The organism is Mycobacterium noviomagense (assembly GCF_010731635.1).
GTDB classification, from domain to species: Bacteria; Actinomycetota; Actinomycetes; order Mycobacteriales; family Mycobacteriaceae; genus Mycobacterium; species Mycobacterium noviomagense.
Genome location: NZ_AP022583.1, coordinates 3,446,325 through 3,469,625, shown reverse-complemented (window position 1 = coordinate 3,469,625; position 23,301 = coordinate 3,446,325). Strand labels below are relative to the sequence as shown.

Genomic DNA, 23,301 nt, shown 5'->3' with positions numbered 1-23,301 from the left:
TCTGCGTGTCAGTGGGCGCGCTACTCGCCGGACTTGGGCTGCTGAAGTTGCAGGCGCGACTCGAGCGATGGGACTACGAACACCACGCTGAAGACTAGCGCCTTGCTGAACCAAATGTGTTGCGCGGTCGAGAGCCAACCATCCGGCCCGCCGCGAGTCGCCAAACAGCGGCCGACGGGAGCGTGCGAAAGATGTCCATCCGACTCAATGGCGAAGGCCACGGGTCCGCCGCCGGCGAAAGGTTTGCCCCCGCGGGCGGCGATGTGTTGCCGGTCAAGGACATCGGCCGGCTGTTGCTACGTTGCGCCGACCAACCCGGACTGGTGGCAGCGGTGAGCTCGTTCCTGGCTCAGGCAGGCGCAAACATCATTTCGTTGGACCAGCATTCGACCGAGCAGACCGGCGGAACATTCATGCAGCGCACGGTCTTTCACCTGTCCGGTTTGACGGCCGCGCGCGACGCTTTGGCTCGCGAATTCGCCGAACATGTGGCCGAGAAGTTCGATATGGAATTTTCGCTCACTGAGGCAGCCAAGCCCAAACGGGTCGCCATCATGGCCTCCAAGGAAGACCATTGTCTGCTGGACTTGTTGTGGCGCAACCAACGCGGTGACCTGGACATGTCGGTGGTGATGGTGATCGCCAACCATCCCGACCTGGCTGACCGGGTCCGCCCGTTCGGGACGCCGTTCATTCATACTCCCGCTCATAAGCAGATCCGCGCCGAGGCCGAACGACGCCAGCTTGAATTGTTGCGCGGCAATGTGGACCTCGTGGTGTTGGCGCGCTACATGCAGATCCTCAGCCCGCACTTCCTCGAAGAGGTCGGTTGTCCGGTGATCAGCATCTACCACTCCTTCCTTCCCGCGTTCATCGGCGCAGCCCCATACCGGCTGGCCAAGGAGCGCGGGGTCCAGCTCGTCTGCGCCACCGCTCACTACGTGACCCAACAGCTCGCTGACGGGCCGATTATCGAGCAGGACGCCGTCCGGGTAGATCACTGTCACACCGTCGAGGATCTGGCGCGCCTCGGCGCCGACGTCGAACGCGTCACGTTGTCCCGTGCGGTGCTGTGGCACTGCGAGGACCGCGTCATCCGATACGACAACAAGACCGTCGTCTTATGAGGTGGTCGCGAACACCGGTTTCCAACAGTGGTTGGTCCTCGGTCAGCAGGACCCGACTGCGACGCAGCGGCCGCGGCCGGCAACCGCGTCGGCGTGAATCTCATTGTGCCGTTTGGTCACCGGACGGTGGCTAGCAGATGAGAGGTTGGAGCGGTGATAACCGCCGACGTGCACGTCGTGTCGGTCGGTTGCCGCACGGACGTAGTCGCCGATCTGGCGCAACGACCGGTTGGCCTCCGGCACCATCGACGCCGCGATCTGAAACACGTGCATCTGGCCGGGCCACACCCGCAGCTGAACCGGTACTCCCACCGCGGTCAGCCGCCGCGCGGCCAGCCGAGCGTCATGCAGCAAGACTTCACAACCGGACACATGGATCACCGTGGGGGGCAGACCGGGGCGAATGTGGTCGAGCGGCTCGTAGATCTCCTCCGCAGGGATGGTGCGTTGCGCTGCCCTGGTGATCCAGTCGGTGAATGCGTCAAAGGCCTTGGCGCAGAACAGCGCATCGCTGCGCATATTGGGATGTGCTTGCTTGGGCGACTTGGCGAGCTGCATCAGCGGTGACATCGCGACGATGGCGGCGGGTTTCTCGCCTTCGCCGAGCAGCCGCTGGGCCAGCGCCAACGACAGGTAGCCTCCGGCGGAATCACCGGCCAAAACGATCTGCTGGGGACGGTAACCCCGGCCGCGCAGCCACCGGTACGCGTCATAGCAATCATCGATGGCTGCACCGATCGAATGCTTGGGCAGCAGCCGGTAGTTCACCACCAGCACTGGACTATCGGCATAGTTCGACAGCGTGGTGACGAGCCGGTCGTGCGTGTTGGCGCCACAGGTCACAAAGGCGCCGCCGTGCATGTACAACACGACTCGGCGAGTCCCGTCGGCAGGCAGCACACCGGCCGCACGGACCAACCGGGCGCTACACCGCGGCAACCGAATCGTGGCGCGAATACAACCCGGTGCAGGTGTCAGAGCGCCGGCGGCGACGTCGATGAGGCCCCATGGCCATGGCACGTTCGCCACGTAGCTACCAAGAGCCAGAGTTGGGCGGATGGTGAGGCGAGCGGCGAGCCAGGCAAGGCGGCCGCCGACGCTCGGATCACCTTCCACGACCTGGTGGACCATCCCCGTGCCCCGCCGGGCGAACATGATCGGCCTTCCCCGGTGAGCCGCGGCCACATCGGTACCAATAGCTACCAGGGCCCCAGTCTGAAGATGCCCTCGAGCCATCGTCCGATCGTCTACAGCGTGTCCGCCAGTGCCGTGGTCAATCGGGGCAACCAAAGCCCCACCAGTGGTTTTCACGGCTGCTCCTCTCCAAGGGCAGCGGCATCACGCCCTACCGCCTTCTATCGAAAACGCTTCGGGGAGTCGCTCTTTGGGCAAGTACGTCAGCTGGTCGAAGAACCGGCCCAGCGTGTTGGTGTTGCGGCCCTCGCGGCCTATATCAACCGACTATCCCGCAGCTCACTTCAGAATCCTCGAAGCATTTCGCGCGCCATGCGCGAGTCTTCCATGAAGTCCAAGCGCGGCGGATAGTGTCGAGGCTTCGGGCGCGAATCCGGCTCTGTCGTCGCGAACACGCGAGCAGGCGCGGCGAATACACGAACCGCTCGCATCCACCAGCGAGTCGATGGCGGTGCCAGGGCGGCCGCGGTGCCCATGAGAACCTCTTGTTCGGTGATGAGCGTCGGGGCTGGCTTCTCCTTAACCTCAGCTAGCGAGGCCGGCGTCTCGAGGACCACCTCCGCGTGGGGTGTGGGCTCGATGTCGTCGTCAAATGGCAGCGGCGTTGCAGTCGGTAACTGGGACATCTCAGGTTTCCTCCGTGGTGTTTGGCGTTGTGACCGGTTGAACCGATCTCCGTACGGGAGGAACGTACGATCGGTCGGCAAGACGGCACACGCGTAGTGGCTACCTGTCTATTTGACTTCTGCGGAGTATCTACGCAGGCGCCGCTGTACCACCAACTGTTAACGGGTCGCCTGTGCGATGCAAAATGGTGTCAGAGCTGGCCTTTAGAGCAGACATGACCGGCCCAGCGCAGCATGCGTAAGACGACGAACGGCTCTACATCACCCGTCGTGCACACCTTCCGGCACCCTGCAGTGCCAATTGCCATGCCAAGGTTGAGCGACGCATCGCCGATGCAAGCGCCGCGGCGAAGAGCGTATTGAAGTTGGCGCCAGCCGCGATGTGGCGATTGGTTTCGGACAGCGCGCAAGGACTTTCGACGTAGTTGCCGTCGTCGGATGCCTTGGAGATCCACGTCGGCGCGGCGCGGTGGAGTCTGCGGGCCGCCACGGGGACGCGCAAACACAGGTAGTGGACTACGCATGCCATGGCCTACCGGCCATTTCTATGTTGCGTCCATGTCGCTAGCCATGCCGAATTGCCCGAACCGTAGAGGGGCGGTTCGGACTCGACCAACCCGTGAGGAAACCGCATGAAGCCGTCGATTCGTCTGCTCAAGGTGCTGACCGCTGCCACGTGGAAGGGAAAGTGGGATCCCGCCACACGGCCCAGCGCCGATAATCCGCATGCCGAGACCGTGACGCGCTGGCGCGTAATGCCCGGCGATCTCGATCTATTCGGGCACATGAACAACAGCCGCTACCTGATGCTGATGGACTTCGCTCGGCTGGACTACCTCGCCCGCATGGGGCTGATGAATGCAGCATTAAGGCGCAGATGGGTCGTTCCGGTGGCGACGGCGCAGGTCGACTTCCATCGTCCGCTTAAACCGTTCCAGAAATTCGAGATCGGAACGCAGGTGCTGTCTTGGAACCACCGCTGGTTCTATATGCGGCAGACATTCCGTACCCGCCAGTCCCCCAACAGGATTGCCGCGACCGCCTATGTGAAGACAATCTTCTGCTCCCGGTCCGGGCAGGTGGCGCCCGCCGAGGTGGTCCGGATGGCGCTCGGTCATGACTTTGAAGCGCCCGCCATGCCCGACGATCTTCGGGTCAAATTCGGACTTGTAGCTCCTGCGGTCGCTGTCAGCGCGCCGGTCCTTGAGCCGCACCGTCCAGCGGTGACGGAGATAACCCGCGAGCTTGGCCATCGCACACCCGAGCGGTTGTTCGAAGAACTTGCCGAGAACCTCCCTGTCTAGTCGAAAGGTGCTGTCGTGCTGCAGAAAATCGCCAGATCGACCATCGCCGCCCCGAGGCGACTCATCGCCGCCGCACTGCTGATCATGGTCGGCGCGGCTGTCTTCGGCATTCCAGTGAGCAAGAGCCTGTCGACGGGTGGTTTTCGCGACCCCACTTCGCAGTCCTCACACGCGTCGCAGCTGCTGGCCGACAAGTTCGGTATGGGCGACATGCAGCTGGTCCTCGCTGTGACATCTGTCGCGGGCGCGCACAGCGAGGCGGCACGTGCTGCGGGTGACGAACTGGTCACGCTGTTGAAGAGCTTGCCGTACGTAACCGACGTCAAATCCGCGTGGACAGCACCACCCGAGGCCGCCCGCTCGCTGGTCAGTAAAGACGGCAAGACCGGATTGATCGTCGCCGGCATCACCGGTGGTGAGACCGGCGCACAACAGCACACGTCGCAGCTGCTCGATCGGCTGCCCCACTTCAACGGCGTCGCGGTCAAAGCAGGCGGTGAGGTCACCTCCTACGTCCAAATCATCGGACAAACGCGGAAAGACTTGCTGGTCATGGAAGCCATCGCCTTCCCGCTGAGTTTCGTCGTGCTGGTATGGGTTTTCGGCGGACTCTTAGCAGCGGCGCTTCCGTTGGCCGTCGGCGTTTTCGCCATCATCGGCTCCATGGCGGTGATGCGCACCATCACGTTCGCCACCGACGTATCGGTCTTCGCGCTGAACCTGACCCTGGCGATGGGACTGGCGTTAGCCATCGACTACACGCTGCTGATCATCAGCCGGTACCGCGACGAGTTGGCCGACGGCGCACAGCGCAAAGAGGCATTGGTTCGCACAATGGCGACAGCGGGCCGGACCGTGCTGTTCTCGGCGACTACGGTCGCGCTGTCAATGATCGCGATGGCGCTGTTTCCGATGTACTTTCTGAAGTCGTTCGCGTATGCGGGTATCGCCGTGGTCGCTTTGGCGGCCGTCGCCTCGGTCACCGTGACTCCGGCGGCGATCATGCTCCTCGACGACCGGCTTGACTCCTTGGACCTGCGCCGTGGAATCCGTCGAATGTTGGCCCGGCGTCAGCCGGCCCAACGGCCGATCCAGGAGACGTTCTGGTATGGCTGGACGAAAGCTACGATGCGGCGGGCCGTTTCAGTCGGCCTGGCAATCATCGCAGTGTTGCTTCTACTGGGCGCACCTTTCTTGGGGGTCAAGTGGGGTTACCCCGATGATCGGGTGCTGCCCGGCTCGGCGTCCGCACGGCAGGTCGGTGACGAGTTGCGTTCCGATTTCGCAGTCAACTCGCTGACTGATGTGGTCGTCGTGATTCCCGATATGGCCGCAGTGACAACACGCGAACTCAGCCTGTATGCGAGCGAGCTATCACGGGTGGCGGATGTGTCGTCGGTGTCGTCACCTGTGGGCAGTTACGCCCGCGGCACCTTGATCGGGCCGCCCTCTGCCCCAGCCGGATGGAAAGCCGGCAGTGCCTTCATCACTGTGAACTCCGTCGCGCCGCTGTACTCGCGGGCATCAGAGATGCAACTGGATCGGCTGCACGCGGTGGCAACTCCCCATGGCACAGATGTTCAGGTGACAGGCTGGGCACAGATCAACCACGACAGCTCGAAAGCAGTCACCTCACGACTACCGCTGGTGTTGTCGGTGATGGCGGCGATCACGTTCGTGCTGCTGTTTTTGCTGACTGGCAGCGTTGTCCTACCACTAAAGGCGCTGTTGCTCAACATGTTGTCGTTGACCGCCGCATTTGGCGCGCTGGTATGGATCTTCCAGCAGGGCCACCTCGATGGGCTCGGCACGACGGCAACCGGCACACTGGTGACAAGCGTCCCTGTGCTGTTGTTCTGCCTTGCTTTCGGGCTGTCGATGGACTACGAGGTTTTCTTGATCTCGCGGATCCGCGAATACTGGCTGACATCACGAAAGACCCGGGAAGACAATACCGAAAGCGTCGCGTTAGGCCTGGCTCGCACTGGCCGCGTGGTGACGGCTGCGGCGATGCTGATGGCAGTCACATTCGCTTCGCTGACCGCCGCGAAGGTGTCAATCATGTGCATCTTCGGTGTCGGCGTGACGTTGGCAGTCCTGATGGACGCCACCCTGGTTCGGATGCTGCTGGTGCCGGCATTCATGCGCGTACTCGGTCCGCTGAACTGGTGGGCGCCTGGCTTTCTCGCGCGGCTGCATCGGCGTTTCGGTATCACCGAATCCGGAGTGTTGCCTGAACTCGTGCACCCCGGGCAGTCCACCACGGGTAGCGGTCCATCCATCACGCAGCCAGCAGCGGCAATATCGCATGATGCGATCCGAGTAATCGACTACGCTTTCCGCGCCGGTACGCAGATCCGACGCTGAGTTTGCCCACAAAAGTAAACCCACACAGCAACGGATCGGACCAATGCTTTCAAAAACGGCGATGGCTACCGTCTCCGGGTTCTCCGGCACCATGAGCACCCGGCATCACCGGCTCCACCAAGCGTCGCTCGTGCGGATGGACGCCAAGCCGGGTAAAGGTGCTGAAGCTCAGACCATGGCTAGCCGTTGGCAGTTCATCGACCGCGCTGCGGAGTTCGGTGCGATTGAAGAGGCATTCACCGGCCATGAAAGCCGGGGCGTGGTACTCGTCGGTGCCGCCGGCGTGGGTAAGACGACGCTTGCCCGCGCCGTCACCGCGTCGTTGCGTTCCCGGGTGCGCTGGGTGGCGTGCACGGAGACGTCGCGCAGCATCCCGCTCGGCGTTGTAGCCCCTCTGGTCGGTGTTTCGGCCTTACGCGACCCAGTCGCGCTGATGGCTGCGGCCCGAGAATCACTTACCAGCGAGGAGGACACCATTGTTGCCGTGGACGATGCGCACTTGCTGGACGAGCTGTCCGCAACGCTGTTACACCAAATAGCGGTCGACCGGACCGGACACATTCTAGTCACAATTCGCAGCGGCGAACCGGTGCCCGACGCCGTCACCGCGTTGTGGAAGGACGGCTACGCGCTGCGTTTGGAGCTTCAGCCGTTCAGCAAAGAGCAGACCATCGCGCTGGTCGAATCGTTCCTGGGCGGGACCCTTGAGGGTCTTAGCGTCGATCTGATGTGGAAATCATCGGGCGGTAACGCGCTATTCCTGCGGCATATGGTCGAGGGGTCGCTCGACGCCGGAACCCTAACCGAGGTCAACGGGGTATGGCAGCTGCGTGGTCCCACTGTTGTCCCGTCCGGATTGGCTGCTCTGCTGCAAGACCGTCTCGATGACGCTGGCAACGAAGTCCTAGGCGTGTTGAAGCTGCTGGCGCTGTGCGAACCGCTCGACGTCGACACACTCTGCGAGCTGGCCGGTGAGGAAGCCGTCGACGCGGCAGAGGTGCGAGGGTTGATCCGGGTTATGCATGACGGCCCTCACATCACCGCCTGGTTCAACCACCCACTCTACGGTGATGTCGTCCGCCGCCGCATCGGGACGGTGTCGGCGCGGAAGCTAAGAGGCAGTATCGTACGGGCCCTTCGTGGTCGTGAGCTCAACTCGGCCGCTAGTCGGATCCGGCTGGCGCAGCTGTGCGTCGACAGTGACCAAGCCGTCGATACCGAGCTGTTCATCGCCGCGGCCAAGGACGCAATGTTTCTGTCGAATCTTCCGCTCGCTGAACAAATCTCCCGTGCGGCATTTGAGTGTAGCGGAGGCCTGCGGGAAGCTGAGCTTTTGTCGCGTGCACTGTTGTGGCAAGGACATCCGGCGCAGGCCGACGAGATACTCACGCGGTTTGCACCCGAGGATCTTGACGAGTTGCAGCTTGTCCAGTGGGGCATTCCCCACCTGTCGATCCTGTTCTGGTCGCTGGGTGACGTCGCCCGCGCCCATCAGCTCTTGGCATTGTTGCGCCAACGGGTACAACGCCCCAGCCTGAAGCTGATCGTCGACGCGACCGGCTCGGCGATGGCAGTACACGAGAACAAGATCGCCGAGGGAATCTCTGAAGCCGAGCGCGTGTTGGCGGACCCGCATGCCCCGACACAGGCCATCGACTTCGCCGCTTTCGCCGCGGGTCAGGCGATGCCGGTTGCTGGCCGCGGCGGCGGCTTCGCACCGATCGCCAGCAGGTGCCGCGCCCAGCAGAAGGCCACCGAGGGCATGATCCGGGTGCTGGTGCGCTATTGCGACGTGCTCGCGCTCACCGCTATCGGAGAATTAGATCTGGCTGACGAACGTACAGCGGATTACAGCGAATTCTCCTGTGTGGGACAGCGTCTAGCATGGGCGATCGCAAAAGGCATGGCCGGTCTTGTCGCCGTCTACCGTGGCAAGTTTCCCGACGCCATCTCAGCGCTAGAACAGGTGATCGCGGCGCAGGCTGCCGAAGTTGTCCTGCCGTGGCGGTTGCCCGCAAGGGTGCTGCTGGCGAAGGCGTACGCGGCCCTGGGCCAAGTTGACCACGCCGAGCGGGTGCTCGTAGAAGCCGAGGGACACAGCGGGCAACACGAGGCGCTGTGGTCCCCCGAGCTGTTGATCGCCAAATCCTGGTACGCCGCAGCAAAGGGGCTGGAGCAACGCGCGGTCGAATTGGCCTGCGCAGCAGCAGATGTCGCACACAATTCAGGTCAGTACGCCGCTGAAGCTGAGGCACTGCACCACGCCGCGCGGTTCGGCTCCCGCACCGTTGCCCGGCGGCTGGCCGGACTCACCAAACAGGTGGAAGGACGGATGGTGACACTTCATGCGCGCCACGCCACAGCTGTCGCCGTCGGCGATGCGCGGGCGCTTGACGCGGTGAGCGCGGAATTCGAAAGCACTGGCTGATCCTTTCGGCCGCTGACGCAGCTGCCCAGGCCGTACCGGTGCACGATCGCGCCGGCCGGCGACGGGCCAGCGTGGAGTCGGCGGTACGTGCGCAGCGTCTGGCAATTCGATGCGGTGGAGCGACGACGCCGGCGATCAGATCCGCGGCACGACCTCTGCCGGTGACTCCCCGGGAGCGCGAAATCGCCGCCCTCGTCACTGAGGGACTGTCGAACCGGCAAATCGCCGAGCGGCTGACGATGTCGGTTCGTACGGTGGAAGGCCACGTGTACCGTGCCTGCTTCAAACTGGATGCCGCCAATCGCGACGAACTTGCACAGCTCCTGCGCCAAGACGTCTCCGTGTAGTGGACATCGCCGGCGGCTGCTGCACGCGTAGTGAACCGCGCATAATTTCGCCGCGCCATCGGATCAGTATTGCTAATGTCCGAAATCGCCGCTTGAAAGCGAGTGTCCCTTGGCAATCAGGCTGTCGGAGCGGTTATCTGCTTCATTGATTATGGCAGTCGACGGAAAGGAACCGTCATGACGGGAAGAACACCGCGGCTCCTGCTCTGGATCGCTGAGAGGCTCGATCGATGGATCGGATGGTGGCGGTTGCCTTTGCCCCTGGGAGTAGCCGTTTTGATCGGACTGCGCGAGCAGCTACGCGCGCACAATCTCTACGGCACCGGCCGGGGGAAGGACGACAGGCCGGACAGCGATGACCCGTATATAAACGAGCACCTTACCGCCCGCACCCTGAACGGCAGCTATAACGACCTCGATGACCCGCTCATGGGGTCGGTGAAAAGCAGATTCGGCCGCAATGTCCCGCTCAGGTATGTCAAGCCCGAGGACCCCCCAATCCGGCCACCAGATCCTCGGCGGATTAGCCGGGAGCTTCTCGCGCGAACGGATTTTCAGCCGGCTACCACGCTGAACCTGCTCGCCGCCGCATGGATCCAGTTTGAAGTGCACGACTGGGTCCAACACGCCGTCGTCGACAAACCGGAGCCCTGGAAGATCGAACTTGACGCAGAAGATGACTGGGGCCAAAAGATAGGAGAACGGCCCGCCGACGGCAAGATGCGAATCAAACGGACTGCGCCCGACCCCAGCCAAGATGTACACGGTCCGCGCACCTTTGTAAACCAGAATTCGCATTGGTGGGATGGATCTCAAATCTATGGAACTACAAAAGAATACGCTGAGGCGCTGCGTAAGCAGGGCACGGGCATGCTCAACATCGACGAGGACGGGCTTGCACCCCGCGAAAAGGTTGATCAAAAGCTCGGATATGACGGTCAGGACGGCAATTTCTGGGTAGGTCTGGCCCTCCTGCACTCGCTCTTCATGCGAGAACACAACGCCATATGCGAGCGGCTCACCGCCGAATATCCGGACATGACTCCCGACGACGTGTACCAAAAGGCACGTCTGATCAATGTCGCCTTGATGGCCAAGATCCACACCATCGAGTGGACACCTGCCATCATCGCTCACCCCACCACCGTCTTCGCAATGCGCGCGAACTGGTTCGGTCTGTTCGGCGAACGATTCAAGCGCTGGTTCGGGCGGGTCACAACCAGTGAAATCCTGAAAGGAATACCCGGATCACCGACCAACCACCACGGAGTTCCGTACTCCCTCACCGACGACTTCATTGCCGTCTACCGGATGCACTCCCTGCTTCCAGACGACTTCGACTTCTATTCGGTCAAGACCGGCGAATACATCGGCAAGCGCAAACTATGCGACCTGACCATGGGCAAGATCGAAGGGCAAGAGATCGGCAATGTACGCCAGGCGCTGCGCGACTTCAAAGGGATGGAGGACATCTTCTATAGTTTTGGCCTCGCTCATCCCGGCGCCGTCACACTGCACAACTATCCGCACACGCTGCGAGACTTCAAGCACGCCGACGGCGTCCACATGGATCTCGCCGCGATCGACATCCTGCGGGACCGCGAACGGGGTATTCCCCGCTACAACGAGTTTCGCCGGTTGTTCCGCCTGAAGGCGGCATCCACATTCGAGGAACTGACCGGAGACTTGGCCATAGCCGAGGAGTTGCGGAAGATATACCGCGACGTGGAGCAGGTGGACCTGATGGTGGGGCTACATGCCGAACCCAAACCGCCGGGATTCGGCTTTAGCGACACCGCATTTCGCGTATTCATCCTGATGGCATCGCGACGGTTGGAGAGCGACCGGTTCTTCACCCGCGACTTCACCCCTGAGGTTTATACGCCGGCCGGCATGGATTGGATCAGTCAGAACTCAATGCGTACGGTGCTGTTGCGGCACTTCAAATCGCTCGAGCCGGCCCTGCGCGGGGTCAAGAACCCGTTTACTCCATGGGCGGCGGTCAATGACCAGACTCTGGACGAGCCCCCGGCTACACCGACGTACGTCGAGTGGAGCGAGAGACTTGAGCGGCGACCGCCTGACGAGGATGAGGTGATCACCAAGATCATCGACGTGCTCCACAAGAACAACGAGTGGACCTACAAGCGAAACAACAAGCACGCTATCCGGGACGCGCACGCCAAGAGTCACGGCATCCTCCAGGGCAAACTCACCGTCGAGCTCGATGGCGACGACTTGGAGCAGGGTCTATTCAAAAAGGGAGCGAGGTACGACGTGATTGCCCGGTTCTCCAGCACGGCGGGCGCGATTCGCAGCGATCAGCTGCGCGGTGTCCGTGGCCTCGCGATCAAGGTCCTGGGCGTGGATGACAAGGCTCTGGGCGTGGAGGAGAGGAAGCGGGCACTGGCCGGAGACCACGCCCGCACGCAGGACTTCCTGCTCGTGACCCACCGGGAATTCCCGTTCGCCGACGCCCATGAGTACTACAAGAAGGGAATGCCACTGGCCCGGTTGCTCGCGCGAGTACCGGATCTTGTACTCGCGCGCTTCATCGATCTGGCCGTCTTGGCCGATCGGCTCCACTTGCCGTTACCCACCACTGTCGCGTTGTTCGTCACACCCAACAGGCCCATCCTCGGCGAGACGTTCTATTCGTCCGCTCCGCTGCGCTTCGGGAAGTACGTCGCCAAGCTGGCGCTGGTGCCGTCATCAGATTCGGTGAAACAGCTCCAGAACAAAGAAATCGACGCTGCCGCGGGCGAGAACGCACATACCGACGCGGTCAAAAAGTTCTTCAAAACGAACACCGCCGTTTATGAACTACGCGTACAGCTGTGCACCAATACGGAAGCCATGCCAATCGAGAATGCGAAGGTGCCATGGTCCGAAACGGCCTCCCCGCACCGCCGCGTTGCGACAATAACTTTCCCACCTCAGAACCCGTATAGTGACGCGCGGCGGGAATTCGGCGACGACGTGCTGTCTTTCAACTCATGGCGGGCGCTGGACGTTCACCGTCCACTCGGATCCATCAACCGCCTCAAGCTGCGGGTATACAAGGCATCAAGCCAGTTTCGGCACGAGATGAACAACGTGCCCGCTGTGGAACCAACCGATATTGCGCAGTTGCCCAATTACGACCCTGTGTTCGCTGTCGGATCGGGCCGCTCTGGAAGCCATCCCCAAAAACCGACAACGTAGTGCCAGGCCGCGATGCCACGGCGCGTCGAGGCCAGCGGCGAATTGACGTCGTCTTCCCACCGACGGCGCGCCTGCACGACTGGGCCGGAATTTGCCCAGAGGCATGCCTTCGGCCTCCCAGCCTTACCAACTTCTCATGACATAAAGCGGCGAGCTGACCGGATCTTTGCCGCGCTCCCCCGATATGGCTTACTTAACCGATATATAGACTTACACTCGGACTCCATGAGCCGCCGTTGGCAACTGCTCGACCGCCCAGTCGAGCAGGAGGCGATTCGATCGGCATTGGGCGGCGCCGAAAGCTGCGGTGTGATATTGGTCGGCGCTGCAGGCGTCGGTAAGACAACGTTGGCCCGCAACGTCATCGCGTCCCCACGTTCCAAGGTGCGCTGGGCTGCATGCACGGAGTCCTCACGCAGCATCCCGCTCGGTGCTTTCGCACATTGGGTGAGTTCGTCGGCTTTACGCGATCCGGTCGCCCTCATTGCCTCGGCGCGCGAGTCGATTCTCGCCGACGAAAATACGGTCGTCGGCATCGACGATGCTCATTTGCTGGATCAACTCTCCGCCACGTTGCTGCACCAAATCGCGGTGGAGCGGGCGGGACATATTCTGGCCACGGTTCGTAGCGGCGAGCCGGTCCCCCACGCCGTCACCTCGTTATGGAAGGACGGTTACCTACAGCGCTTCGAGCTTCATCCGTTCACTAAACAGCAGACGATTGCGCTCGTTGAACGGGTTCTCGGCGGGACGCTCGAGGGTCTGAGCGCCGATGTCATGTGGGAGTCATCTGGCGGGAACCCGCTGTTCCTTCGGCACATGGTCGAGGGTGCACTCGAGGCGGGAACCTTAACCGAGGTAAACGGGGTGTGGCAGCTGCGTGGCCCGACCGTGGTTCCATCCGGGTTGGCCGCACTGCTGCAAGACCGCCTCGATCACGCGGGCGCCGATGTCGTTAATGCATTGAAATTGCTAGCGCTATGTGAACCGCTCGGCGTGGACATGCTCTGCGAACTGGCCGGCGAGGACGCCGTCGACGCGGCTGAGCTACACGGCTTGGTCCGGATCGTTCACGACGGCCCTCAAGTCAATGCGCGATTCAGCCATCCACTCTTCGGTGATGTCGTCCGCCGCCGCCTCGGGACAGCGTCGGCGCGGAAGTTGAGGGGCCGTCTAGTACAGGTTCTGCGCGACCGCGACCTCGACTCGGCCGCTGGGCGTATCCGGCTCGCCCAGTTATGCGTCGATAGCGACCAACCTGTCGATAACGAGCTGCTCGTCGCCGCGGCTAAGGACGCCATGTTTCTGTCAAACCTTCCGCTTGGCGAACGGATCGCGCGTGCGGCCTTCGAGCGCGGCGGTGGTGTGCGGGAAGCCGAGCTTTTGTCGCGCGCTCTGCTGTGGCAAGGACATCCAGTGCAGGCCGACGAGGTCCTCAGGCGGTTCGACCCCGACAACCTGGACGAGCTGGAGCTTGTCCAGTGGGGCATTCCCCACCTGTCGATCCTGTTCTGGTCGATGGGCGATGTGGCACAGGCCAATCACGTCTTGATGTTGTTGCAGCAACGTATCCAACATCCGAGCCTAAAGCTTGTGCTGCAAGCAACGGGAGCGGCAATGGCGGTGCACGAGAACAGGATTGCCGAGGGAATCGCCGAGGCTGAGCGCGTGCTGGCCGACCCAAATGTCCCCAAACAGGCGATCGATTGGGCCGCATTCGCGGCCGGTCTGGCCATGCCGGTCGCCGGCCGGGGCGCCGACTTTGAACCGATCGCCGCCAGGTGCCGCGCCCAGCAGAAGGCCACCGAGGGCATGATCCGGGTCATGGTGCGCTATTGCGACGTGCTCGCGCTCACGTCCATCGGCGAATTAGATGCGGCCGACAAACAGGCAGCGGACTATGCCGAGTTTTCCTCTGCGGGACAGCGTCTGGCGTGGGCTGTCGCGAAGGTTGCGGCGGGCTGGTCGCCGTCTACCGCGGCAAGTTCCCCGACGCCATCTCGGCACTAGAGCAGGCCGTTGCGGCACAAGCCGCCGAAGTCTCCATGCCATGGAGGTTGCCCGCACGGATCCTGCTGGCGAAAGCCTATTCGGCCCTGGGCCGGGCAGAGGAAGCCGAGCGGGTATTCGCCGACTCCGCAGAGCATGCTGGGCCGCATTTGGCGCTGCACTCGCCGCAGATGATGGTCGCAAAATCGTGGCATGCCGCGGCAAAAGGGATGGACCGACGTGCGGTCGAATTGACCCGCGCGGCAGCCGATCTTGCACACCAGGCTGGCCAGTATGCCGTCGAGGCCGAGGCACTGCACCACGCCGCGAGGTTCGGTGACCGCACTGTCACGCAGCGGCTGGCGGCATTGACTGAGAAAGTTCGAGGCCGAATGGTGACGCTCCAGGCTCGTCACGCAGCGGCCGTGGCCGCCGCCGACGCTGTGGCCCTGGATGCCGTGAGCAGCGAACTTGAAGCCGCGGGGTTGATCCTGTCCGCAGCAGACTCGGCCGCACAAGCCGCACCGCTGCATGATCGCGCCGGTCAGCGACGCAAAAGCGCAGAGTCGTCGGCGCGGGCGCTTAAACTGGCCGCTCAATGCGGCGGAGCGACCACACCGGCGATCAGGTGCGCGGCTCGCCCTCTGCCGGTGACCTCCCGCGAGCGCGAGATTGCGGCCTTAGTTGCTGACGGCCTCTCCAACCGGGAGATTGCAGAGCGGCTGACAGTGTCAGTTCGCACTGTTGAGGGCCACATCTACCGCGCCTGCATCAAACTAGACGTCACCGATCGTGATGAACTCGCGAAGATCGTTGGGAAGGATATAAAGAAGTAGCGCCGTCGTGGCTGCTGACATTCCGAACTTTCCAACGGATAAAGCGCTCCCCCCGAGCATTCGTTCGCGCTGATTAGACATGGCTCGCCTCACATTCCGGTGACCGCCCATCGACCCGAAATCGCCCGCCAACCGACGAACGCCAACCGCAGCGCCATAAATGTCGTGAGCCCTGCCCAGCCCCCAACCGACACCAGCGACAACCAGATCAGCGGCAGGAAGCCCACCGGCGCGCTGACCACGGTGGCGCTCAGATCAGCGCGGGACTGTGGCTGGAAGCCGCTGCGGCACGGGAATTTCGGACCAGCGGCGAGGACATCGCCGCCAACCGGGAAGCGGTGCTTCAGCGCGGACGCGCACAGGTGCGCTGACGGCTCTACTGACCGCGGACGGCTGCGGCGGCTTTGACCAGCAGGTCCGACAGCAACTGTTGCGGGTTGAGTTGCGCGTCGGTGCTACCCATGACGATCACAGAGGTTCGGTCGTCGAGCGCCGCTGTGAAGACATAGTCGGGATCTTCTGCGGCATCGGCGCTCAGCTTGGCGCCAGTAGTGGTGGCCCCGGCGATGCTGGGCGCCGGAATGCGTTCGGCAGTTCCGCTTGCCTGGGCGGCGCCGGACACCGAAACCCGATCACAGCCTGCCGCCGGCTGACTGGCCGGGACCGGCCGGGGCAACCGGAGTGCGACGACGTAGATGCTGCCCTGATCCCCTTCCCCTCGGATACCTGCTGCCTGCGCGCCGACGGCAGGTTCGGCGTTCGGCGGGACGAGGACCGAGCGGCATTGCGGCGGGTCGACCCGAGCCCCCGTAAACGCGGTGATGCCAGAGCTGTCGATGTCTTGCTGGCTCAACGTCTTTGACGGCTGAGGTTGTGCCGGAAAGCCCGGAGGAAAGTCGTCCTTGACGTTGTCGACGCGGGAAATGTCGTAAGCGGCATGCGCTGATGCCGCGGCGCTGGTCGCGGACGACGGTTTTGGCCCGGCCGGCGAGGAGCCCGCCGGCTTGCGCTCGGCGGACTGGTCACACGCGACGAGTGTGACGCCGACGGCCAGTGCCGCCAGCACCGACGTGACTTGCCGAATGGTACGTCGCGAAGAAGTCATGACAATGTGCCTAAGCATTGGTGGGTGGGTGCAAAGCCGTTGATGGCGACGCTTTTTCGATCAGCACTGAACGACGGTGTTGCACTGCGCCGAGTGCTGGAGGCCGAGCCAAGATGCCCGGCCTCCAGCAGGCCTAGCGCAACCTTGGGCGCTAACCGTCACCCGGTCACCACCACCACCACCAGTGGTGCCACCAGCCGCGGTGGCGCCCCCACCACTGGGGCATGGGTGCGTCATGTAGCCCTGCCGCGGCGACACTGGTCGTCGGGACCTGGTCGGGTTGATACGCCGGGACGGCCTGCGCTGCCGGGGGGGCGCCAAAGATCATCCCGGCGGTGACTACGCCCGCGCCGACGGCGCCAACCGCCACCCGCCGCGCCGATCCTGCGATCGACATAACAACCTCCTTCGTCAGGCTTGTTACTACTATTCGATAAAAAGATAAACGCGCCGTCCGCATTCAGCAACTTACTAGAAAGTTTATTATCTACCTCACAATCCATATAAGCCGGAAAGTTCTAAAACGCCTTTCCTCTTTGCCCGTCTTCCTGACTTCAGTAGCTACTGTTGACCAGTACTTCAGTATCTCCGTAAGCACGCTGATCAGGAAGTACTGTCGATCACCGCCACGGCTCCACGGTGCGACCGGAAGACATTTTTCCGGGATTGTTTTATCCACACAACTAGAACGGACGCCCCTGCGAACGATTTCTCCAACTGATTTGTTTACCACGTCCTAGTCTGCAGCAATCAAATATGAAGTGTTAATGAAGGCGTGAGTAGGCACATTTGCGGTGGGTGCTCTCAACCGACGGGCTCACGTCACCGCGGCCGCCGAAGCGGTGAGGGCATACGGATATGCTGACTTCGCTAGGTCGGCTTACTAACCTGACGTGCCGCCGGAGGTCTGAATAATGAGCACTGCCGCTGACGGCTTCGAGGCCGAACGGTTCCGCACCCCCGTGGCGCCGCAACCGGCGTCCCTGGACGCCGCCGCAGTGACCGAACGCCTCACCGCCATCCGAAAAGGCCGCGTCCGGCGAACACGACGAACAGTAGACCTCACGCCTGCCCAGCATCGGGCCCTCGACATATGGCAACGCGAAGCAGCCGACCGCCTCGGAGTCTCGCGCGTGACCGGGCAGGAGGTCTTAAGCGTGCTCATCGACCAATTACTGACAAACCGCGAACTCTCAGCCCAGATCACTCGTGCTATCAGGTCCCGGCGCTGATCAGGGCTGGTCAGCCATCGCTTCTGCGCACGTCCCCTGGCACCGCCCAGCGGCCCGAAGCCGCCCGCCAGCCGACGAACGCCAGCCGCAGCGCCACGAATGTCGTCAGCCCCGCCCAGATACCGGCCAGCCCCCAACCGAACACCAGCGACAACCAAACCAGCGGCAGAAAGCCCACCAGCGCGCTGACCACGGTGGCGGTGCGCATGAACGCCGCATCGCCGGCGCCCAGCAACACCCCGTCGAGCGCGAAAACGACTCCGGCCACCGGCAATTGGACCACGAGAAACCACCACGGCACACCGATGACCGCCAGCACCGACGAGTCGCCGGTGAACAGCTTAGGCAGCACCGAGGCTCCGAACGCCAACACTGCGGCCAACGCGGCGGCCGCGATCGCGGAAAACACCGTCACGCGGCGAGCAACCGATTTAGCATGCGCTATGCGGCACGCGCCGAGCGCGGCCCCGACCAGCGCTTGCGCCGCGATAGCCAACGAATCAAGCACCAGCGCAAGGAAATTCCACAACTGCAGCACGACCTGATGAGCGGCCAACGCCGCAGCGCCGAACCGAGCTGCCACCGCTGCCGCCGAGATAAAACACGCCTGGAAGGCCAATGTTCGCACCACCAGGTCACGTCCCATCACTACCTGGGCCCTTAGCACGTTGCGATCGAGACCCAGCGGCACTGCTTCAACCTGCAATGCGCGCCCGAACAGCAGCGCAGCCAGCCACTGTCCAACCAGATTCGCGACCGCGGAACCGGCCAGTCCTATTCGCGGCATCCCCAGCCAGCCGTAGACCAGCAGCGGGCACAGCAGGACCGAAAGCCCAAAGCCCACAACCACATATCGCAGCGGCCGCATGGTGTCCTGCACCCCGCGCAGCCAGCCGTTGCCGGCCATCGACACGAGAATCGCCGGCGCACCCAGGATCGCGATCCGCAGCCACGGCAGAGCCGCCCTGGCAATGTCGGCGCGCGATGCGATGGCCGAGACCACTGGCACCGCCACGGCTTGCACCACGACGATGATCACCACGCCTAGCGCAACGGCCAACCAGGTCGCCTGCACACCCTCGACAACCGCCGACTCCCGGTTTTCGGCTCCGAAGTAGCGCGCCGAGCGGGCGGTAGTCCCATACGACAGAAACGTAAGCTGGGAGCCGACCAGCCCAAGTATCAGCGCGCCGATCGCCAGCCCGGCCAGGCTCAGTGCGCCCAGCCGGCCGACGACCACGGTGTCGAACAACAGGTAGAGCGGTTCGGCGGCGAGCACACCCAGCGCCGGCAGCGCCAAGCCGGCGATTTGTCGGCCACCGGCGGCCGGATGCTCGTCAACCAAGCGCGGCGCGCAGCGACGCGACGACCTCGGCCACCGAGCCGACCGTCGAGTACCCGGCTGCCAGCTTGTGTCCGCCGCCGCCGAACGTCGAGGCCACCGCCGCCAGATCTACCGCCGCTTTCGCCCGCATGGACACCGACCACTGCTGCGGCGCAACCTCTTTCAGGACGGCTGCCACCTCGGCTTCTTGTGTCGTGCGCACGATGTCGACGATGCTTTCGACCTCTTCCGGGCGCGCGGCGATCCACTCCTGGTGCTCGACGACCGCGTAGACCAGCCCGCGGCCATCGGCAGCGTCGGGCAGCAGCTGTGCCGACTTCAGCACCCGCGACAGCATCATCAGCCAGGCGAACGGATGCGTATCGAGCAGCATCCGGCTGATCGCGGCGTTGTCGACGCCGAGGTCGACCAGCCGCGCCGCCAACCGATGAGCCTGGGCGCTGGCCCACCGAAACGACCCGGTATCGGTGGTCAGCCCCGCGTACAGGCAGTGCGCCACGTCGATGTCGATCGGTTCCCCCCACGCATCCAGAAGCTCGGCGACCAGCATCGTGGTGGAATCCGCCGACGGGTCGACGAAGTTCGCGGTGCCGAACAGCTGGTTCGACGCGTGATGATCGATCACCAGCAGCTCGCGACCGGCACTGGCCAGATCGCTCAGGCCGCCGAGCCGGTTGATGCTCGGAATATCGACTGTCACAGCGACATCCACGTCACGGCGCATACTGTCCGGGCCGACCATCAGCCAACCACCGGGCAGCGAGCACAGCGACTCCGGCAATGCCGCCGGTGCGGCAAAGCTGACCTGGACCTGCTTGCCGCACCGGTCGAGCACCAAGGCCAGCGCTAACCCGGCGCCGATCGTATCGGCATCGGGATAGACGTGGCAGACGACACCGACCGTGGCGGCCTCGGTGAGCAGTTGGGCGGCGCCGGCGGCGTCGACACGTCGGGCGTCGGAGGCGAGGTCAGTCGTCGTATCGGTCGTCGTCACCGGTGTCCTCAGCCTCATCGTCGGCGGGCGTGGTCCGGTACGGGTGGGCCTCCCCCGCCGGTTTAGCACCTGAGCGCACCCGAGCCAGATCGGCGTCGGCCGCGCGCGCCCGCGCCAACAGCTCCTCCATCCGCTGCGCAGCGTCGGACACCGTGTCGCGGACAAACGTCAGGGTGGGCGTGAACCGTACGCCGGTGCCGGCCCCGACCTTCGTGCGTAGCACGCCCTTGGCCCGCTCCAGCGCCGCCGCGGCGCCGGCGTAGTCCGGTTCCTCGTCGAGCGTGCGACCCATCACCGTGTAGTACAGCGTGGCGTCGTGCAGGTCGCCCGTCAGCTTGGCGTCGACGATGGTCACCCCGGCCAGCCGCGGATCCTTGATCTCGTGCTCGATCGCCGAGGCGACGATCGTGACGATCCGCTTGGCCAACCGGCGCGCCCGGGCCGGATCAGGCATAGGACGTTCCTACCCCCGTTCTTTTTGGACCAGTTCGTAGGTTTCGATGACGTCGCCTTCCTTGATGTCGGCGTAGCCCAGGGTCAGACCGCATTCGTAGCCGTCGCGGACTTCGGTGACGTCGTCTTTCTCCCGCCGCAGCGACTGGATCGTGAGGTTCTCGGTGACGACGATGTTGTCGCGCAGCAACCGGGCCTTGCTGTTGCGGCGCACGCTGCCCGACGTGACCAGGCAACCGGCAATAAGCCCGACCTTCGAGCTACGGAACAACGCCCGCACTTCGGCCCGGCCCAGCTGGACCTCTTCGTAGATCGGCTTGAGCAGCCCGCGCAGCGCCTTCTCGATGTCGTCGATTGCCTGGTAGATCACTGAGTAGTAGCGAATCTCGACGCCTTCGCGGTTGGCCAGCTCGGTGGCCTTGCCCTCGGCGCGCACGTTGAAGCCGATGATGATCGCATCCGACGCCGAGGCCAGGTTGACGTTGGTCTCGGTGATCGCACCGACACCACGGTCGATGACCCGCAGCGCCACCTCGTCGTCGACCTGGATGCCCATCAGCGCCTCTTCCAGCGCTTCGACGGTACCGGCGTTGTCGCCCTTGAGGATCAGGTTCAGCTGGCTGGTTTCCTTCAGCGCCGAGTCCAGGTCTTCCAGGCTGATCCGCTTGCGGGTCCGCGCGGCCAGCGCGTTGCGCTTGCGGGCGCTGCGGCGGTCAGCGATCTGGCGGGCGATGCGGTCCTCGTCGACGACGAGGAAGTTGTCACCGGCGCCGGGCACCGACGTGAACCCGATGACCTGCACCGGCCGCGACGGCAGCGCCGCCTCGACGTCCTCGCCGTGCTCGTCGACCATGCGGCGCACTCGGCCGTAGGCGTCGCCGGCGACCACGGAGTCGCCGACGTGCAGCGTGCCGCGCTGCACCAGCACGGTGGCCACCGGCCCGCGGCCGCGGTCCAGCTGCGCCTCGATCACCACACCCTGGGCTTCCATCTCGGGGTTGGCGCGCAGGTCCAGGGCGGCGTCGGCGGTCAGCAGCACCGCCTCGAGCAGCTGCTCGATGTTGGTGCCCTGCTTCGCGGAGATGTCGACGAACATGGTGTCGCCGCCGAATTCCTCTGGCACCAAACCATATTCGGTGAGCTGACCGCGGATCTTGGCTGGGTCCGCGCCCTCCTTGTCGATCTTGTTGACCGCCACCACGATCGGCACGTCGGCGGCCTGCGCGTGGTTGATCGCCTCCACCGTCTGCGGCATCACGCCGTCGTCCGCGGCGACCACAAGGATCGCGATGTCGGTGGCCTTGGCACCGCGGGCACGCATGGCGGTGAACGCCTCGTGACCGGGGGTGTCGATGAAGGTGATCGGCCGCTCGATGCCGTCGTGCTCGACGGCGACCTGGTAGGCACCGATGTGCTGGGTGATGCCGCCGGCCTCGGCCTCGCGGACGTTGGTCTGGCGGATGGTGTCCAGCAGTCGGGTTTTCCCGTGGTCGACATGGCCCATGACCGTGACGACCGGCGGGCGGATCTGCAGGTCTTCCTCGGTGCCTTCGTCCTCGCCGTAGGTCAGGTCGAAGGACTCCAACAGCTCCCGGTCTTCGTCCTCGGGGCTGACAACCTGGACGTTGTAGTTCATCTCGCTGCCCAGGAGCTCCAGCGTCTCGTCGCCGACCGACTGGGTGGCCGTCACCATCTCACCGAGGTTGAACAGCGCCTGCACCAGCGCTGCCGGGTTCGCGTCGATCTTCTCGGCGAAATCGGACAGCGACGCCCCGCGGGCCAGCCGGATCGTCTCACCGTTGCCGTGCGGCAGCCGCACGCCGCCGACGACCGGCGCCTGCATCGAGTCGTATTCCTGGCGCTTCTGCCGCTTCGACTTGCGGCCACGCTTGGGGGCGCCACCGGGACGACCGAACGCGCCGGCAGCACCGCCGCGCTGCCCGGGCCGGCCACCACCGCCCGGACGGCCACGGAAGCCGCCGGCAGGCGGGGCACCGACCCCACCGCCGCCGCCGCGGTACGGGCCGCCGCCCCCGCCGGCACGGCCACCGGTCGGAGCACCCGGGCGACCACCCGGCGCGGGCCGCGGCGCGCCCGGACGGGGCGGACGGCCCTGTACACCAGCAGGGCCAGCGGGACCACCGGGGCGTGGGGGCATGCTGCCCGGCGACATGCCGGGACGCGGTGCTCCTGGCCGCGGGATGCCGGGACGGGGAACCTGCGGACGCGGGATCGGACGCTCGACGGGTTGTGCCGTCGAGAACGGGTTGTTGCCGACGCGTGGCGTGCGGATGCCGGGCTTCGGGCCGGGGCTGGGGCGCGGGCCCGGGGTCGGCCCGGGACGCGTCGGGGCGGGCGGCTGCTCGACGGGCGGCGCCGCAGACGCTGCGGGGGCTGCGGGCGGCTCGGCGGCGGCCGGCTCGGCCGGCTTGGGTGCGGCGGTTTTGGCCTCCGTGGCCACTGCGCCGTCGGAGCCAGCGCGCTTGGCAGCGGTCGCTTCGCCGTTGCCACCGGCCTTGGCGGCACCATCTGCGGCCTTCGCCGCTGCGGCTTTCCCGCCGCCGAACGATTCACGCAGCCGACGCGCGACGGGCGCTTCCACCGTCGACGACGCTGATTTGACGAATTCGCCCTGCTCGCTTAGCCGGGCGAGAACTTCCTTACTGGTAACACCGAGTTCCTTGGCCAACTCGTGTACGCGGGCCTTACCTGCCACTACTTCTCCTGTCCATGAGGCGACAGCGGTGGTG

11 protein-coding genes and 7 pseudogenes are annotated in these 23,301 nt (G+C 64.2%); 9 read left to right on the top strand and 9 right to left on the bottom strand.

What is annotated here, in order from left to right; all coding sequences use genetic code 11:
• Positions 1 to 191 precede the first annotated feature (191 nt).
• A complete protein-coding gene (gene purU, locus G6N15_RS16355; protein ID WP_083089676.1) occupies positions 192 to 1,127 on the top strand; it encodes a formyltetrahydrofolate deformylase in 936 nt (311 codons plus the stop codon).
• Between the two features lie 183 nt (positions 1,128 to 1,310).
• Here purU and G6N15_RS16350 read toward each other — a convergent pair.
• Positions 1,311 to 2,363: pseudogene (locus tag G6N15_RS16350) on the bottom strand (alpha/beta hydrolase); the annotation flags it as partial.
• Positions 2,364 to 3,203: 840 nt separating this feature from the next.
• Positions 3,204 to 3,476, bottom strand: coding sequence for a hypothetical protein (locus tag G6N15_RS16345; protein ID WP_083089673.1), 273 nt, complete (start codon positions 3,474 to 3,476; stop codon positions 3,204 to 3,206).
• Between the two features lie 103 nt (positions 3,477 to 3,579).
• Between G6N15_RS16345 and G6N15_RS16340 the strand changes: the two genes are divergently transcribed.
• The 6 genes and pseudogenes from G6N15_RS16340 (at position 3,580) to G6N15_RS16320 (ending at position 15,422) form a co-directional block, all read left to right on the top strand.
• A complete protein-coding gene (locus G6N15_RS16340) occupies positions 3,580 to 4,251 on the top strand; it encodes an acyl-CoA thioesterase (RefSeq protein WP_083089672.1) in 672 nt (223 codons plus the stop codon).
• Positions 4,252 to 4,266: 15 nt separating this feature from the next.
• Positions 4,267 to 6,618 (top strand): MMPL family transporter, encoded by a 2,352-nt coding sequence (locus G6N15_RS16335; RefSeq protein ID WP_083089671.1) that lies wholly within the window; start codon positions 4,267 to 4,269, stop codon positions 6,616 to 6,618.
• A gap of 175 nt (positions 6,619 to 6,793) precedes the next feature.
• Positions 6,794 to 9,393 (top strand): annotated as a pseudogene (locus G6N15_RS16330) (LuxR C-terminal-related transcriptional regulator).
• A 177-nt stretch (positions 9,394 to 9,570) separates the two neighbouring features.
• Positions 9,571 to 11,397, top strand: a pseudogene (locus tag G6N15_RS23315) (peroxidase family protein); the annotation flags it as partial.
• A 12-nt stretch (positions 11,398 to 11,409) separates the two neighbouring features.
• Positions 11,410 to 12,531 (top strand): annotated as a pseudogene (locus tag G6N15_RS23310) (catalase family protein); the annotation flags it as partial.
• A gap of 291 nt (positions 12,532 to 12,822) precedes the next feature.
• Positions 12,823 to 15,422, top strand: a pseudogene (locus G6N15_RS16320) (LuxR C-terminal-related transcriptional regulator).
• An 89-nt stretch (positions 15,423 to 15,511) separates the two neighbouring features.
• Here G6N15_RS16320 and G6N15_RS16315 read toward each other — a convergent pair.
• A pseudogene (locus G6N15_RS16315) lies at positions 15,512 to 15,673 on the bottom strand (MATE family efflux transporter); the annotation flags it as partial.
• Here G6N15_RS16315 and G6N15_RS16310 point away from each other — a divergent pair.
• Positions 15,671 to 15,793: pseudogene (locus G6N15_RS16310) on the top strand (enoyl-CoA hydratase); the annotation flags it as partial. The pseudogenes G6N15_RS16315 and G6N15_RS16310 sit on opposite strands and share 3 nt — an antisense overlap.
• A gap of 5 nt (positions 15,794 to 15,798) precedes the next feature.
• Here the strand turns inward: G6N15_RS16310 and G6N15_RS16305 are convergent.
• Both G6N15_RS16305 and G6N15_RS16300 read right to left on the bottom strand, forming a co-directional pair.
• Entirely contained in the window at positions 15,799 to 16,527 is a 729-nt protein-coding gene (locus G6N15_RS16305) for a DUF5642 family protein (RefSeq protein WP_163748106.1), read from the bottom strand.
• 166 nt (positions 16,528 to 16,693) lie between these two features.
• On the bottom strand, positions 16,694 to 16,924 hold the full coding sequence (locus G6N15_RS16300) for a hypothetical protein (protein ID WP_083089668.1): 231 nt from the start codon (positions 16,922 to 16,924) through the stop codon (positions 16,694 to 16,696).
• Positions 16,925 to 17,441: 517 nt separating this feature from the next.
• On the opposite strand from G6N15_RS16300, the gene G6N15_RS23305 reads away from it, so the two are divergent.
• Positions 17,442 to 17,759, top strand: coding sequence for a hypothetical protein (locus G6N15_RS23305; protein ID WP_139798003.1), 318 nt, complete (start codon positions 17,442 to 17,444; stop codon positions 17,757 to 17,759).
• Positions 17,760 to 17,769: 10 nt separating this feature from the next.
• On the opposite strand, the gene G6N15_RS16290 is transcribed toward G6N15_RS23305, so the two are convergent.
• The 4 genes from G6N15_RS16290 to infB are packed head-to-tail and all read right to left on the bottom strand — an operon-like array spanning position 17,770 to position 23,267.
• A complete protein-coding gene (locus G6N15_RS16290) occupies positions 17,770 to 19,104 on the bottom strand; it encodes an MATE family efflux transporter (protein WP_083089667.1) in 1,335 nt (444 codons plus the stop codon).
• On the bottom strand, positions 19,097 to 20,098 hold the full coding sequence (locus G6N15_RS16285) for a DHH family phosphoesterase (RefSeq protein ID WP_232070257.1): 1,002 nt from the start codon (positions 20,096 to 20,098) through the stop codon (positions 19,097 to 19,099). Before G6N15_RS16285 ends, G6N15_RS16290 begins: the two co-directional genes overlap by 8 nt.
• A complete protein-coding gene (gene rbfA / locus G6N15_RS16280) occupies positions 20,073 to 20,552 on the bottom strand; it encodes a 30S ribosome-binding factor RbfA (protein WP_083089665.1) in 480 nt (159 codons plus the stop codon). Before rbfA ends, G6N15_RS16285 begins: the two co-directional genes overlap by 26 nt.
• Before the next feature lie 9 nt (positions 20,553 to 20,561).
• Positions 20,562 to 23,267, bottom strand: a complete 2,706-nt coding sequence (infB, locus tag G6N15_RS16275) for a translation initiation factor IF-2 (protein WP_163748104.1) — start codon at positions 23,265 to 23,267, stop codon at positions 20,562 to 20,564.
• Positions 23,268 to 23,301: the final 34 nt, after the last annotated feature.

Excerpts from the sequence above, each read along its gene's own strand:
- G6N15_RS23305 (WP_139798003.1), top strand. The coding sequence starts at position 17,442 with ATGAGCACTGCCGCTGACGGCTTCGAGGCCGAACGGTTCCGCACCCCC.
- G6N15_RS16300 (WP_083089668.1), bottom strand. The coding sequence starts at position 16,924 with ATGTCGATCGCAGGATCGGCGCGGCGGGTGGCGGTTGGCGCCGTCGGC.
- G6N15_RS16345 (WP_083089673.1), bottom strand. The coding sequence starts at position 3,476 with ATGGCATGCGTAGTCCACTACCTGTGTTTGCGCGTCCCCGTGGCGGCC.
- G6N15_RS16340 (WP_083089672.1), top strand. The coding sequence starts at position 3,580 with ATGAAGCCGTCGATTCGTCTGCTCAAGGTGCTGACCGCTGCCACGTGG.
- rbfA (WP_083089665.1), bottom strand. The coding sequence starts at position 20,552 with ATGCCTGATCCGGCCCGGGCGCGCCGGTTGGCCAAGCGGATCGTCACG.
- purU (WP_083089676.1), top strand. The coding sequence starts at position 192 with ATGTCCATCCGACTCAATGGCGAAGGCCACGGGTCCGCCGCCGGCGAA.
- G6N15_RS16305 (WP_163748106.1), bottom strand. The coding sequence starts at position 16,527 with ATGACTTCTTCGCGACGTACCATTCGGCAAGTCACGTCGGTGCTGGCG.